Genomic DNA, 13,051 nt, shown 5'->3' with positions numbered 1-13,051 from the left:
CAGGGCTTCAGCGCGTGGCGCGCCGCCTCACGCAGTCGATGTACGCCTCGCCGTCGGGGGGCAGGCCGCTGCGTTGCGACTTCCAGATCATCTCGCCCAGGCACTCCATGATCTCGTGCTGGGCCTCGTGCGCCGAACCCAGCTTGCGCGCCAGCAGCTCGTAGGCCTGCTTGATGCCGCGGGGCTGGTCGATGCTCACCTGCTCGCTGATCGACAGGTGCATCGCCAGATGCAGGAAGGGGTTGGTGCGGCCCTCCTCGACGGTGTAGCTTGCCGCAACCGCCGCATCCGGGTCCGCCAGGTCGTCGTGGTACTCGGGGTGCTCGGCGATCCAGTCCGCCGCCAGCGCCTCCAGCGGGGTCAAGGGGGCCTGGGCGCGGTGCTTGCGATGCGCCTCGCAGAAGAAAAGCCGGACGTCGTGTTGGGAGGGGGCGAACATCGGAGAATTGTCGCCTTTTCCGCAAATCCTTCTTCGAGCGATGAACATCACGACCGAACAACTGTTCGACGATGCCCGTACGCACAACGCCTGGCTCGACCGGCCCGTGCCGGACGAGCTCCTGCACCGCCTGTACGACCTGATGAAGTGGGGGCCCACCTCCGCCAACTGCTGCCCGGCGCGCATCCTCTTCGTCAAGACGCCGGAGGCCAAGGCGCGGCTCGTGCCCTGCATGAGCGAAGGCAACCAGGCCAAGACGGCTGCCGCGCCGGTGACGGCGATCATCGGCATGGACATGCACTTCTACGAGAAGCTGCCGCAGCTCTTCCCGCACAACCCCGAGGCCCGCTCGTGGTTCGAGGGCAAGCCCGAGGTCATCCACTCCACCGCGTTTCGCAACTCCAGCCTGCAAGGCGGCTACTTCATCATGGCCGCGCGTGCGCTCGGGCTGGACTGCGGTCCGATGAGCGGTTTCGACGCGCCGCGCGTCGACGCCGAGTTCTGGCTGGGCACGGCGGTCAAGACCAACTTCATCTGCAACCTGGGCTACGGGGATCCCTCCCAGCTCTTCCCGCGCAGCCCGCGCCTCGCGTTCGAGCAAGCCTGCCGCATCGTCTGAGACACGGTGGACTGGACGCAGGCGCTCGTCGCCGACCCGGCCTTCTATGCCGTGGCGGTGCCCGCGGTGCTGCTCACCGGCCTGGCCAAGAGCGGCGTCGCGGCCGGCTTCGGGGCGCTCGCGGTGCCGCTGATGGCGCTGGCGGTGCCGGTCCCCCAGGCTGCGGCCATCATGCTGCCGCTGCTGGCGGTGATGGACGTGATCGGGGTGGCCTCCTACCTGAAGTCCGGCGATCGGGACCTGCTGCGGCTGATGCTGCCCGCCGGGTTGGCGGGCACGCTGGTCGGAACGCTCCTCTTCGGCCTGCTCGCGCCGGCCATGGTCGCCGGGCTGGTCGGTGTCTTGACGCTCCTGTTCCTCGTCCAGCGGCTCTTCTTCCCGCCCCGCGCCGACGCGCCGCCTCCGCCGCGCTGGCTGGGGGCGCTGTTGGCGATGGCCTCCGGGTTCACGAGTTTCGTCGCCCACGCGGGCGGCCCGCCTCTGCACGCCTACCTGCTTCCCTTGAAGCTCTCGCCGGTGAGGTTCGCCGCCACCTCGGCGGTCTTCTTTGCCGTCATCAACGCCTCCAAATGGGTGCCCTACGCCTGGCTGGGCCTCATCGACCTGCGCAACATGGCGACCGCGGTCGTGCTGATGCCTCTGGCGCCCGTGGGAGTGTGGATCGGGGTGCGGATCGTGCGGCGCATCGACCCGCGCTGGTTCTATCGGCTGCTGTACGCCGGGATGCTGTTCGCCGGCCTGAAGCTGCTGTGGGACTCGTGGGCCGCGTGACGAGCGCCCGCCGGGGCAGACCGGGTCCGCTCACGGCGAGGGCCGGCTGTCGCCTGGGTGACGCCGGATGCTGGTTTGTCTCGGGGCGGTGCGCGCGTCGGGACCGGTAACATTGCCCGCATTCCAGCGAGGGGCGCGGAGGACGCGATGCCGGTGATCGTGGTGGCCAATCCGAAGGGCGGAGTCGGCAAGTCCACGCTCGCCACCCAGCTCGCCGGCTACTTGGCCTCGCGCGGCCACAAAGTGATGCTGGGCGACACCGACCGCCAGCAGTCGTGCCTGACCTGGCTGCGCCTGCGGCCGGCGCAAGCGGCGCCCATCGCCACCTGGGAGACGCGGCACGGCCACGTCGTCAAGCCGCCGAAGGGCACGGCGCATGCCGTGCTCGACACACCGGCCGGCCTGCACGGCAAGCGCCTGGACGAGATCGTGCGCCTGGCCGACACCGTGCTCGTGCCGCTGCAGCCCAGTCTTTTCGACATCTATGCGACGCGGGCGTTCCTCGACGAACTGCTCGCGCACCGGAAGTCCTCGCGCGTGCAGGTGGGGGTGGTCGGCATGAGGGTGCGGGAACACACCCTCGCGGCGGAGCAGCTCAGGGCCTTCTGCGGCTCGCTGGAGGTGAGCGTCGTCGGCCACCTGCGCGACACGCAGAACTACGTGCAGCTGGCCGCGCGCGGCTTGACGTTGTGGGACGTGGCGCCGAGCCGCGTCGAACGCGATCTGCAACAGTGGCAGCCGATCCTGGAGTGGATCGAGCAGGGCAAGGCATGAAAGTATTCGAGCGTCTTACCGACTTGCAGGGCCTGGTTGGTCAATCGCTGGGCACCAGCGACTGGGTGGAGATCGATCAGGAGCGCATCGATCGTTTCGCCGAAGCTACCGGGGACCACCAATGGATCCACGTCGATCCGGCACGCGCGCGAAAGGGGCCGTTCGGCACGACGGTGGCCCACGGCTTCCTGACGCTGAGCCTCTTGCCGCTCTTCTTCGAGTCGGCGTTCGCGATCCGGGATGTGGCCATGGGCATCAACTACGGGCTCAATCGGGTCCGCTTTCCGGCGCCGGTGCCGGTGGGCAGCCGCCTGCGCGCCCATTTCACGCTGCTCGCCTGCGAGCCGCTCGAGCCGGCCGGGGCCCAGTTGACGGTGCAAGTGACCGTCGAACGCGAAGGCTCGGACAAGCCGGTGTGCGTCGCCGAGTCGGTGACCCGCCGTCATCCCTGATCGGCCCCGCCCGGCGTTGCGCCCTCGTGGCACCATCCCTCTTAATGGGGGGATGGGGGACCGGGCCCCTGCATTAGCATCCACCGCGCCGTCCAAAAAGAACATGCGCGGGTGCGCAAGAAGAATCATGCGAGTGCTGTTGGTCGATGATCACCCGCTGATCCTGTCGGCGCTGCAAAGCGTCATTCAGCGGCTGGGCGACGGGATCGAGGTGGTGGGGGTGGGCAGTGCCGGCGCGGCACGTCAGACCTTGAGCGAGGACGCGCAGTACGATCTGGTGCTGCTCGACCTCCAACTGGGCGACGCCAACGGCTTCGACCTGCTGGCCGACATGCGGCAGCTCTATCCGGCGCTGCCGGTCGTGGTCATCTCCGCCTCCGACCGCAGCAGCGACGTCATCCAGGCGATCGACATGGGCGCGATGGGCTTCGTGCCCAAGCGGGCCTCCAACGATCAGTTGCACGAGGCTCTGCGCACGGTGATGTCCGGCGGGGTGTACGTGCCACCCATGAGCATGGGCTTCGACGCCACCCCGCAGTCGGCCGCGCCCGCCGCACATCCCGTGGCCGCCCACGCCGCCCAGGCCGGCTACCAGACGCCCCCGACGCTGGCCGCGCTCGGTCTGACGCCCCGGCAGACGGACGTCCTGGCTCTGTTGCTGCAAGGCAAACCCAACAAGCTCATCGCGCGCGAGCTCCATCTCTCCGTCGAAACCGTGAAGGACCACGTCGCGGCGGTGCTCCGGGCGCTCGGCGTGAGCTCGCGCACGCAAGCGGTGCTCGCGGTCAGCCAGATGACGCAGCAGGAGGGCGGCTTTCCCGCCTGGCGCAGCAGCCGATCCTGAGACGAGCCCTGATCCGCCTGGCAGTGCGCCCGCGTCCCGGCATGCCCTCCTCTGCGCGGCAGTGGCCGACTCTCATGCAGCCCCTGGCGCATGCGACACTCTGCCCGGCGTGTGAGCGCAGGTGCCGCCAGCCGCACGGTCGCACCGAGCAGCACCGCCGTCGCCCAGTTGCACCCACGTGAGGAGATTGCCGCGTGACTTCCGTCTCCACAGGTCTGCCGGCCCCCGCCCCAGCCTTTCGGGCGGGCGCGCCGGGCCTGCCTTTGCCGGATGCCGTACGCAACGTGTTCCAGCAGACCGTCCCCTCGCTCCTGGGCAACCTGCTGGGCGCGCTGGTCCTGGTGCTGCTCTACCGGGATGAGGCGCAGCCCCACATCCTGTACGGCTGGGTGGCCCTGTTCATGCTCGTGTGGCTCGGGCGCCTGCTGACAATGCTCCGATTCAAGACCGCCGCGCCGCAGGAGCCGGCCGAGTTCGGCCGATGGCGGCTCGCGTGGAACGCGGGAACCCTCGCCTCCGGTGCCGCGTGGGGCTCGGTCGCGTGGTTGCTCTACCCGGTGGGGGAGTCCGTCCACCAGACGAGCCTGCTGCTCATCGTCTACAGCTACTGCGTCGGTGCGATTCCTCTGCTCGCCACGCAGTCCCGGGTGTTCTTCGCGTTCATCGCGCTGTGCTTCGTGCCGACGATCGCGCGTATCGCCACGCTCGGGACGCCGGACAGCCTGGATCTCGCTGGCGTGCTGGTGCTGACCTTCCTGATGACCGCCGTGCTCGGCCGGTACTACCGCAGGTCGTTCGACCACGTGGTGCAGCTCAAGGTGGACACCGAGCAGCTGCTCGAGCAGCTCAGCACCGAGAAGGCGGCCGCCGAGGACGCCAAGCGCGCGGCCGAGGTGGCCAACCGCGCGAAGACCCAGTTCTTCGCGGCGGCCAGCCACGACCTGCGGCAGCCCTTGCATGCGCTCGGGCTCTTCGCCGAGGCGCTGCGCCACCGCAGCCGCGACGAGGAGGTGATCCAGCTCGTCAACAGCATCAACAGCTCCGTCGACGCCCTGGAGGGACTGTTCAGCGAGCTGCTGGACATCACGAAGATCGACACCGGCGGGGTCGAGGTCAAGCCGCAGCACTTCAGCATGCGTGAGCTTTTCACCCGGCTGCGCCTGCACTTCGAGCCGGTGGCCTTCGAGAAGGGCCTGGAGCTCAAGTTCCGCGGTGAGCAGCACTTCGCGTATGCCGATCCGGTGCTGGTGGACCGCATCCTGCGCAATCTCGTCTCCAACGCCATCCGCTACACCGAAGACGGCGGTGTGCTCGTGACGTGCCGCGTGCGCGGCGACGACCTGCTGGTGCAGGTGTGGGACTCCGGCGTCGGGATCCGTGAGCCCGAGCAGGCCCGGGTGTTCGAGGAGTTCTACCAGGTGCACACGGACCGCCCCGTGCCGGCCGAGCAGCGCAAGGGCCTCGGGTTGGGATTGGCCATCGCCAAACGGCTCGCGCAGCTGATGGACGCGCCGCTGACCCTGCGCTCGCGCTACGGTCATGGCACGGTGTTCTCCCTCAGGCTGCCGATGGGCCGCGCGCTGCGCGCGCCGGAGGCCCCGCCCTCCCGCCCGGCGCTCGGGCTCGCGCTCGACCGGCAGCTCATCGTCGTCGTCGAGGATGACTCGGCGGTGCGGGACGGGTTGGAGGTGCTGCTCAAGAGCTGGGGCGCGACGGTCGCCGCCTTCGACAGCGTGCCTGCGGCGGCCGCGTGGGCGACGCAGGCCGCGGCCCAGGGGCAGCGGCCCGACCTGGCCATCATCGACTACCGCATCGATCACCAGAGCAATGGCATCGACGCGCTGCTGGCGTTGAGAGAGCGCTTCGGCCCCGAACTGCCCGCCATCCTCGTGACGGGCAGCACGACCTCGGCGCTCGATGCGGAGGCGACGCGCCACGGCTTCCATCTGCTGATCAAGCCGGTGGTGCCCAACAAGCTGCGCGCGATGATCGCCTTCAAGCTGGGCCTGCGGGCACGCTGAGCCGAGGCCCGCGACCCGCGACCCGCGACCCGAGGCCCGAGGCCCGAGGCCCGACCCTAGGCCGGCCGCACCCCCCGGGGGGCGGCGGCCTGAAGGTTCAGATTTCCAGGTTGTCGATCAGCCGCGTGGTGCCCAGCCGGGCGGCGGCCAGCACGACCAGCGGCTCGCCTGCCTGCAACTCCTCGGGCGCCGGCGGCTGGAGGTCGGTGCGTCGGCGCACTGCGACGTAGTCCGGAGCCCATCCGCGCCGGCGCAGCTCGTCTACCGCCTCCTGCTCGACGGCCGCCACGTCGGTGCGTTTCTCGACCCGCAAGGCCAGCTCGACCTGCCTCAGCGCCATCGAGAGGCGCACCGCCTCGGCACGTTCGGCCGGGCTCAGGTATCCGTTGCGCGAAGACAGCGCCAGGCCGTCGTCGGCCCGCGCCGTCTCGCCGGCGACGATCTCGATGGGCAGCGCGAGCTGCCGGACCATGCGGCGCACCACCATCAGTTGCTGGTAGTCCTTCTTGCCGAAGACGGCCACGCGCGGCTGCACGCAGTTGAACAGCTTGAGCACGACCGTGCACACGCCGGTGAAGAAGCCGGGGCGGAAGTGTCCTTCCAGGATGCCGGCCAGCTCCTCGGGGGGATGGACCTTGTACACCTGCGGCTCGGGGTAGAGCTCTTCCTCGCTCGGCGCGAAGACGACGTTGCATCCGACGCTGCGCAGGAGATCGCAGTCCCGCTCCAGCGTGCGGGGGTAGCGGTCGAAATCCTCGTGCGGCGCGAACTGCAACCGGTTCACGAAGATGCTCGCCACCACGGGGCCGCCGTGCTCCTTGGCGAGTTTCACGAGCGACAGGTGCCCCTCGTGCAGGTTGCCCATCGTCGGCACGAAGGCGGTGCGGGTCGAGCCGGCGAGCGCCTGACGCAGTTCGGCGATGGTGTGGACGATGCGCATGGGGAGTTGCTCAGTAGCCGTGGAGTTGGGGGTCCGGGAAGCGCCCGTTCTTGACATCTTGCACGTAGGTGCGGATCGCCTCGTCGATGCTGCCGGCCCCTTGCATGAAGTTGCGGACGAAGCGCGGCAGCTTGCCGCGCGTGAGGCCGAGCATGTCTTGCAGCACCAGCACCTGCCCCGCGCACTCGGGCCCGGCGCCGATGCCGATGGTCATCAGTTGCGGCAGCGCGCGCGTCACCTCGGAGGCCAGGGTGGAGGGGATGAGCTCGAGCACCAGCATCGCCGCGCCCGCGTCGGCCAGTTCGGCGGCGTGGCGGCGCAGCGTCGCGGCGCCGTCCTCGTCGCGCCCTTGGATGCGGTAGCCGCCCAGCGCATGCACGCTTTGCGGCGTGAGGCCGAGGTGGGCGCACACCGGCACGCCGCGATCGACGAGGAAGCGCACGGTCTCGGGCGTCCAGCCGCCGCCCTCGATCTTGACCATCTGCGCACCGGCCCGCATCAGCCTCACCGCACTGCGCAGGGCCTGCTCCTTGGATTCCTGGTAGCAGCCGAAGGGCATGTCGGCGATCAGCCAGGCGCTGCGGTTGCCCCGCGCCACGCACTCGGTGTGGTAGGCCACCTCGTCCAGCGAGACGGGCAGGGTGCTCGGGCGACCCTGCAGCACCATGCCGAGCGAGTCGCCCACCAGCAGGCATTCCACGCCGGCCTCGTCCAGCACGCGGGCGAAGGTCGCGTCGTAGCAGGTGAGCATCGTGATCCTCTCGCCGGCGGCGTGCATCTCGCGCAGGCGGTGCAGCGTGATCGGTTTGCGGCCGCTGGCGCTCGGCTCGGGAGTGGCGTGGCTGCTCATGGTGGAAAAGGGTGGGGAAGTCGGCGGATTCTAGCCACGCGGCGTGCCCGGCGCTGCAGTGCACAAGAAGACGCCGGCGCCGTGGGGGCGTCATGTCTTTGCCCCCGGGGCTTGCGCCCCACCCCCCGGGGGGGTGTCGGCCCGGCTCCGGGCGGCCGAGCGCCGGGCCGTATGTCTGTGCCCCCGGGGCTTGCGCCCCACCCCCCGAGGGGGTGTCGGCCCGGCTCCGGGCGGCCGAGCGCCGGGCCGTATGTCTGTGCCCCCGGGGCTTGCGCCCCACCCCCCGGGGGGGTGTCGGCCCGGCTCCGGGCGGCCGAGCGCCGGGCCGTATGTCTGTGCCCCCGGGGCTTGCGCCCCACCCCCCGGGGGGGGTGTCGGCCCGGCTCCGGGCGGCCGAGCGCCGGGCCTCAGGCCGGCTGGTACGACAGGCGCACGTAGATGGGCGCGTAGGCTTCGGCCTGGGTGACCTCGATGAGCCGCTCGCGCGCCAGCTCCAGCATGGCAATGAAGGTGACCACCAGCACCTGCGGACCTCGGCGCGGGTCGAACAGGTCGTGGAATTCCACGAAGCGACGGCCCTGCAGCGTGCGCAACACGAGGCTCATGTGCTCGCGCACCGAGAGTTCCTCGCGGGTGATCTTGTGGTGCTGAGTCAGCTTGGCGCGCTTGAGGATCTCGAGCCAGGCCTCGCGCAGCTCGTCCAGGCTCACGTCCGGAAAGCGGGGCTTGAGGGCCTGCTCGATGTAGACCTGCGCGCGCAGGAAGTCGCGGCCGAGGAGCGGCAGCTGGTCGAGCTTGGCCGCGGCCAGCTTCATCTGCTCGTACTCCAGCAGGCGGCGCACCAGCTCGGCGCGGGGATCCTCGGGCTCCTGGCCTTCCTCCGTCTTCTTGGGTGGCAGGAGCATCCGGGACTTGATCTCGATGAGCATCGCCGCCATGAGCAGGTACTCGGCAGCGAGTTCGAGGTTGCGGCTGCGGATCTGCTCGACGTAGCTCAGGTACTGCCGCGTCACGTCGGCCAGCGGGATGTCGAGGATGTTGAAGTTCTGCTTGCGGATGAGGTAGAGCAGCAGATCCAGCGGACCTTCGAAGGCTTCGAGAAAGACCTCGAGCGCATCGGGCGGGATGTACAGATCCTGGGGCAGCTCGAACAGCGGCGAGCCGTAGAGCTTGGCCACCGCGACGGTGTCCACCACCTCCGGCAGACCGTCGGCGGCCGGCGCAGCGGGCTCGGCGAGCGCGTCGGCGCTGGGCGAGAGGGAGTCGGCGCTCACGGGAGCAGGCGCGGCAACGGGAACGTGGGCCCGGGCGGGGTCAGCGCTGCGAGGGCTTGGTCTGGTACACGTAGGGCGGTTGGGGCACCTGCGCGGCCTGGAACTCGCGCAGCGCCTCCCGGTCGAGGTCGCGGTCCCACAGCAGCGAGCGGCCTTTGCGCTGTGCTTCCTCGAGCTTCGGGTTCTGCGCCTTCAGTTCCTCGAGGAACTGGGTCACGTCGGATTTGTACGGTTTCCAGAAGAGCGGCATGATCGTCTGCGGCTTGTCGGCCGCTGCAGGAAAGCTCGCATTTTACGGGTGGCGAGCGTCTCGGCTGCCCGGTCGAGGTCGACCTGCTAGGCTTGCGCCATCGCCTTCGACTTCGAGCTTGCGACGATGTCCGGTCTGCCCCTGCCCCCCCGCGAGCTGCTCAGGCGCCTGTTCCAGACGGCGGTCGAGCGGGCGTCGCCCGCCCATTGCGTCGCACCGCACCTGCCGGCGCCGCCTCGCGGGCGCACGCTGGTGCTGGGGGCGGGCAAGGCGGCCGCGAGCATGGCGGCCGCCGTCGAGGCGGCGTGGCCGGCGCAGGCTCCGCTGTCCGGGCTCGTCGTCACCCGGTATGGTCACGTGCCGCCGCGCCAGGAGCACGGCGAGGGCCCGGGCGCGGGGTCGAGGTCGCGCATCGAGGTGATGGAGGCGGCCCACCCGGTGCCCGATGCGGCCGCCGAACGGGCCGCTCGGCGGATGTTGGAACTCACCCGGGGCCTGGGGCCGGACGACCTCGTGCTGTGCCTGATCTCGGGCGGGGGCTCGGCCTTGCTGAGCTTGCCGGCCGAGGGCCTGGCGGCGGCGGACAAGCAGCGCATCCACCGCGAGCTGCTGTTGAGCGGGGCCAGCATCGACGAGATGAACTGCGTGCGCAAGCATCTCTCGGCGGTCAAGGGCGGCCGGCTCGCCCAGCGATGCGCGCCTGCGCGGGTGGTCACGCTGCTCATCTCGGACGTGCCGGGCGACGACCCGAGCGTGATCGCCAGCGGCCCGACGGTGCCGGACCCGACCACCTGCGCCGACGCGCTGGACATCCTGCGCCGGTACGGCATTGCGCTGCCCCCGGCCGCCGAGCGGGCGCTGCGTGAGGGCCGATGGGAGACGCCCAAGCCGGGCGACCCGCTGTTCACCGGCCACGAGGTGAAGCTGGTGGCCACGCCGCAGCAGTCCCTGGAAGCCGCGGCCGCCGAAGCGAGGCGGCTCGGCCTGAAGGCGCACATCCTCAGCGATCGGATCGAGGGCGAGTCGCGCGTCGTGGGGCAGGTGCATGCGGCGCTCGCCTTGCAGGTGGCGCGCCACAACGAGCCGTTCCGGCGGCCGTGCGTGCTGCTGTCCGGCGGCGAGACGACCGTCACGGTGAACGGCCCGGCCGGGCGAGGCGGGCGCGCGACCGAGTTCCTGCTCGGTGCGGCCGTCGCTCTGCAAGGCGAGCCGGGCGTGTGGGTGCTCGCGGCCGATACCGACGGGATCGACGGCGTGGAGGACAACGCCGGTGCCCTCGTCGCGCCCGACTCGCTGGCACGCGCTCGGGCCGCCGGTGTGTCGGCCCGACAGTGCCTGGACCGTCATGATGCCTACGCCTTCTTCGAGGCGCTCGGTGACCTCGTGATCACAGGGCCGACCTTCACGAACGTGAACGATTTCCGGGTTGTGCTGATCGCGTGACGGGCCATTGACACCTGTTTACGCTTGAGGGCCGCGACCCCCGAGGGCCGCGGGGAGGTGCACGGCACAATGCGCCGTGCTGAAGTCCATGCACGCCGCTCACTCGTCCTCGCTGCCATGAACCGGAGACCGTCATTGCTGCGGCCGCTCCCGGGTGGCACTGGCCCGGGCAATGTGCCCGAGTGGGAGCGCCAATGGGAGGCCCTCCTGCGGGACTTGCCGGCCGAGGGGCTCCAGTTGCTGCGACAGTGGGTGGAGGCCGCCGAGATCGAGCACCGCCGGCTGCAGGCCGAGAACGCCTCGCTCCAGGCGGCCTTGCAGTCCGAGCGCGCGCAGCGCGAGCGTCTCGAACTCGCGCTCGACAGCGTGCAGGAGGCGGTGTGGGAGTGGCACATCGGCACCGACGAGGCGCAATTCAGCCCCCGGCTGCTGCAGATCCTCGGCTATGCGCCCGGGGAGCTGCGCATGACGCTGTCCACCTGGCGCGAGCTGATGCACCCGGAGGATCGTGCCGAGGCACGCGAGCGGCTGGCCGCCCATCTCAAGAGCAATTCGAGCCACTACGAGTCCGAGTTCCGGGTGCGGCACCGTAACGGCGAATGGCGCTGGATCCTCTCGCGCGGACGTGTCGTGGAGCGGGATGCAGCCGGGCGCGCGCAGCGGATGATCGGCACGCACACCGACGTCACCGACAGACGGCGGGCCGAGGAGGAGGTGCTGCATCAGCTGCGCTTCATCGAGGAGCTGATCGAGATCATCCCGAGCCCGGTCTACTTCAAGGACCGGCTTGGCCGCTATGTCGGCTGCAATCGTGCATGCGAGGTGTTGTTCGGCCTGCGCCGGGAGGACTGGCTGGGCCGCACCGCCGCGGAACTGCGCGGCAGCGCCGACGCGCTCGAGGAGGAACGCCACGACGAGCTCCTCTATGCCCAAGGCGGCGTGCAGACCTACGAGGCGCGCATGCAGTTGCCCGGCGGCGAGGTGCGCGACGTCGTTTTCAGCAAGACGGTCTTCTCCGGCCTGAGGGGCGGCGTAGGAGGCATCCTGGGCGTCGTCACCGACATCACCGAGCACAGGCGTGTCGAGCAGGAGTTGCGCGAGGCGAAGGTGGCCGCCGAGGCGGCGAGCCGGGCCAAGACGGAATTCCTGGCGAACATGAGCCACGAGATCCGCACGCCGATGAACGGCATCATCGGCTTGGTGGACCTCACGCTCGAGACGTCGCTCACCGACGCGCAGCGGCGCTACCTCACGCTGGTGAAGTCCTCCTCGTCGACGCTGCTCAACATCATCAACGACATCCTCGACCTCTCGCGTATCGAAGCGGGGCGTCTGGCGATCGAGCGCCTCGCCTTCGACGTGCGCTCGTTGGTCCAGGACGCCGTGGCCCCGCTGGAGCCCCGCGCGGTGGAGAAGGGCCTGGTGCTGCACACCCTGGTCGCGCCCGACGTGCCTGCGCGGCTCGTGGCCGATCCGCTGCGGCTGCGCCAGATCCTCGTCAACCTGGTGGGCAACGCGATCAAGTTCACGCGCCAGGGGCGCGTCGATGTGTCGGTCTGGTCGGAAGGCGAGGGCGGTGGCGCCCGGCTGCACCTGTGCGTGACCGACACCGGCATCGGCATCGCCGAGGACAAGCTGGAGCGCATCTTCGAGTCGTTCACCCAGGCCGACAACTCCACCACGCGCGAGTTCGGGGGGACGGGCCTGGGCCTGACCATCTCGCGCCGTCTGGCCGAGGCGATGGGCGGGCAGCTCTGGGCGGAAAGCGAGCTCGGCAAAGGCAGCCGCTTCCACCTGACGCTGCCCCTGCTGGTGCCCAACGATACCCAGGCGGACGAGGACAGCGACTGGTCACGCGCGGCGGCGCACAGCCTCAACCTGTCGCGCGACAAGGCGCGCAGCCGCTTCGAGCACACCGCCTACCGCGGCATCGAGGGCCTGGAAGCCGACGCGCCGGCCGAGCAGGAGCAGGGCGCGGCCTCGCTGCACGTGCTGCTGGTGGACGACCACGCGGTCAATCGTTTCGTCGCGATGACGCAGATCCGCAAGCAGGGTCATCGCGTCAGTTGCGCCGTCAGTGCCGCAGAGGCGATCGAGCTGTGCGACCGCGAGCGCTTCGACCTCATCGTGCTCGACCTCGACATCCCGGGCATGAGCGGTGTCGAGTTGACGCACCGCCTGCGATCGCTGCAGGCGTTGCGGGGGTGGACGTGCCCGATCGTCGCGATCTCGGCACGCGCGATGCCGCTGGACCGGTTGCGCTGCCTGGAGGCCGGCATAGACGACTACCTCACCAAGCCGCTCGAGCCGGAACGCTTGCGCGGCGTGCTGCAACTGGTGAGCCGGGCGCGGCGGTAGCCGGGCATGGGCGCCT

13 protein-coding genes are annotated in these 13,051 nt (G+C 70.2%); 8 read left to right on the top strand and 5 right to left on the bottom strand.

Annotated features, from left to right (window positions below; translation table 11 throughout):
* Nucleotides 1-7 precede the first annotated feature (7 nt).
* On the bottom strand, nucleotides 8-439 hold the full coding sequence (locus tag OMP39_RS11240; protein ID WP_264891815.1) for a DUF1841 family protein: 432 nt from the start codon (nucleotides 437-439) through the stop codon (nucleotides 8-10).
* Between the two features lie 40 nt (nucleotides 440-479).
* On the opposite strand from OMP39_RS11240, the gene OMP39_RS11235 reads away from it, so the two are divergent.
* From OMP39_RS11235 to OMP39_RS11210, 6 genes are all read left to right on the top strand, one after another.
* On the top strand, nucleotides 480-1,058 hold the full coding sequence (locus tag OMP39_RS11235; protein ID WP_264891814.1) for a malonic semialdehyde reductase: 579 nt from the start codon (nucleotides 480-482) through the stop codon (nucleotides 1,056-1,058).
* Between the two features lie 6 nt (nucleotides 1,059-1,064).
* Nucleotides 1,065-1,829 carry a sulfite exporter TauE/SafE family protein gene (locus tag OMP39_RS11230; RefSeq protein ID WP_264891813.1) on the top strand — a complete coding sequence of 255 codons (765 nt, stop codon included), beginning with the start codon at nucleotides 1,065-1,067 and terminating at the stop codon, nucleotides 1,827-1,829.
* Nucleotides 1,830-1,976: 147 nt separating this feature from the next.
* Nucleotides 1,977-2,603 (top strand): ParA family protein, encoded by a 627-nt coding sequence (locus OMP39_RS11225; RefSeq protein WP_264891812.1) that lies wholly within the window; start codon nucleotides 1,977-1,979, stop codon nucleotides 2,601-2,603.
* Entirely contained in the window at nucleotides 2,600-3,055 is a 456-nt protein-coding gene (locus OMP39_RS11220) for a MaoC family dehydratase (protein WP_264891811.1), read from the top strand. The genes OMP39_RS11225 and OMP39_RS11220 overlap by 4 nt, the downstream gene beginning before the upstream one ends.
* 127 nt (nucleotides 3,056-3,182) lie before the next feature.
* Complete coding sequence (locus tag OMP39_RS11215) at nucleotides 3,183-3,899, top strand: response regulator (protein WP_264891810.1); 717 nt, start codon at nucleotides 3,183-3,185, stop codon at nucleotides 3,897-3,899.
* Between the two features lie 194 nt (nucleotides 3,900-4,093).
* On the top strand, nucleotides 4,094-5,920 hold the full coding sequence (locus OMP39_RS11210; RefSeq protein WP_264891809.1) for an ATP-binding protein: 1,827 nt from the start codon (nucleotides 4,094-4,096) through the stop codon (nucleotides 5,918-5,920).
* A gap of 97 nt (nucleotides 5,921-6,017) precedes the next feature.
* On the opposite strand, the gene panC is transcribed toward OMP39_RS11210, so the two are convergent.
* The 4 genes from panC to OMP39_RS11190 all read right to left on the bottom strand — a co-directional run bounded on the left by panC (nucleotide 6,018) and on the right by OMP39_RS11190 (nucleotide 9,234).
* Complete coding sequence (gene panC / locus OMP39_RS11205) at nucleotides 6,018-6,860, bottom strand: pantoate--beta-alanine ligase (RefSeq protein WP_264891808.1); 843 nt, start codon at nucleotides 6,858-6,860, stop codon at nucleotides 6,018-6,020.
* A 10-nt stretch (nucleotides 6,861-6,870) separates the two neighbouring features.
* The gene (panB, locus tag OMP39_RS11200; RefSeq protein WP_264891807.1) at nucleotides 6,871-7,710 is read right to left on the bottom strand and encodes a 3-methyl-2-oxobutanoate hydroxymethyltransferase; all 840 of its coding nucleotides are present in this window, start codon (nucleotides 7,708-7,710) and stop codon (nucleotides 6,871-6,873) included.
* A 407-nt stretch (nucleotides 7,711-8,117) separates the two neighbouring features.
* Nucleotides 8,118-8,984: a segregation and condensation protein A gene (locus tag OMP39_RS11195; protein ID WP_264891806.1), complete on the bottom strand. Its 867-nt coding sequence runs from the start codon at nucleotides 8,982-8,984 to the stop codon at nucleotides 8,118-8,120.
* A gap of 40 nt (nucleotides 8,985-9,024) precedes the next feature.
* Entirely contained in the window at nucleotides 9,025-9,234 is a 210-nt protein-coding gene (locus OMP39_RS11190; RefSeq protein WP_264891805.1) for a DUF3460 family protein, read from the bottom strand.
* 126 nt (nucleotides 9,235-9,360) lie between these two features.
* Between OMP39_RS11190 and OMP39_RS11185 the strand changes: the two genes are divergently transcribed.
* Nucleotides 9,361-10,677 carry a glycerate kinase type-2 family protein gene (locus OMP39_RS11185; protein ID WP_264891804.1) on the top strand — a complete coding sequence of 439 codons (1,317 nt, stop codon included), beginning with the start codon at nucleotides 9,361-9,363 and terminating at the stop codon, nucleotides 10,675-10,677.
* 135 nt (nucleotides 10,678-10,812) lie between these two features.
* Nucleotides 10,813-13,035: an ATP-binding protein gene (locus tag OMP39_RS11180; protein ID WP_264891803.1), complete on the top strand. Its 2,223-nt coding sequence runs from the start codon at nucleotides 10,813-10,815 to the stop codon at nucleotides 13,033-13,035.
* Nucleotides 13,036-13,051: the final 16 nt, after the last annotated feature.

Origin of the sequence: Schlegelella aquatica, assembly GCF_026013905.1 — a bacterium.
In the GTDB taxonomy this organism is placed as follows: domain Bacteria; phylum Pseudomonadota; class Gammaproteobacteria; order Burkholderiales; family Burkholderiaceae_C; genus Caldimonas; species Caldimonas aquatica.
The sequence above is the reverse complement of the archived record's forward strand: the minus strand, read 5'-3'. Positions and strand labels throughout refer to the sequence as shown.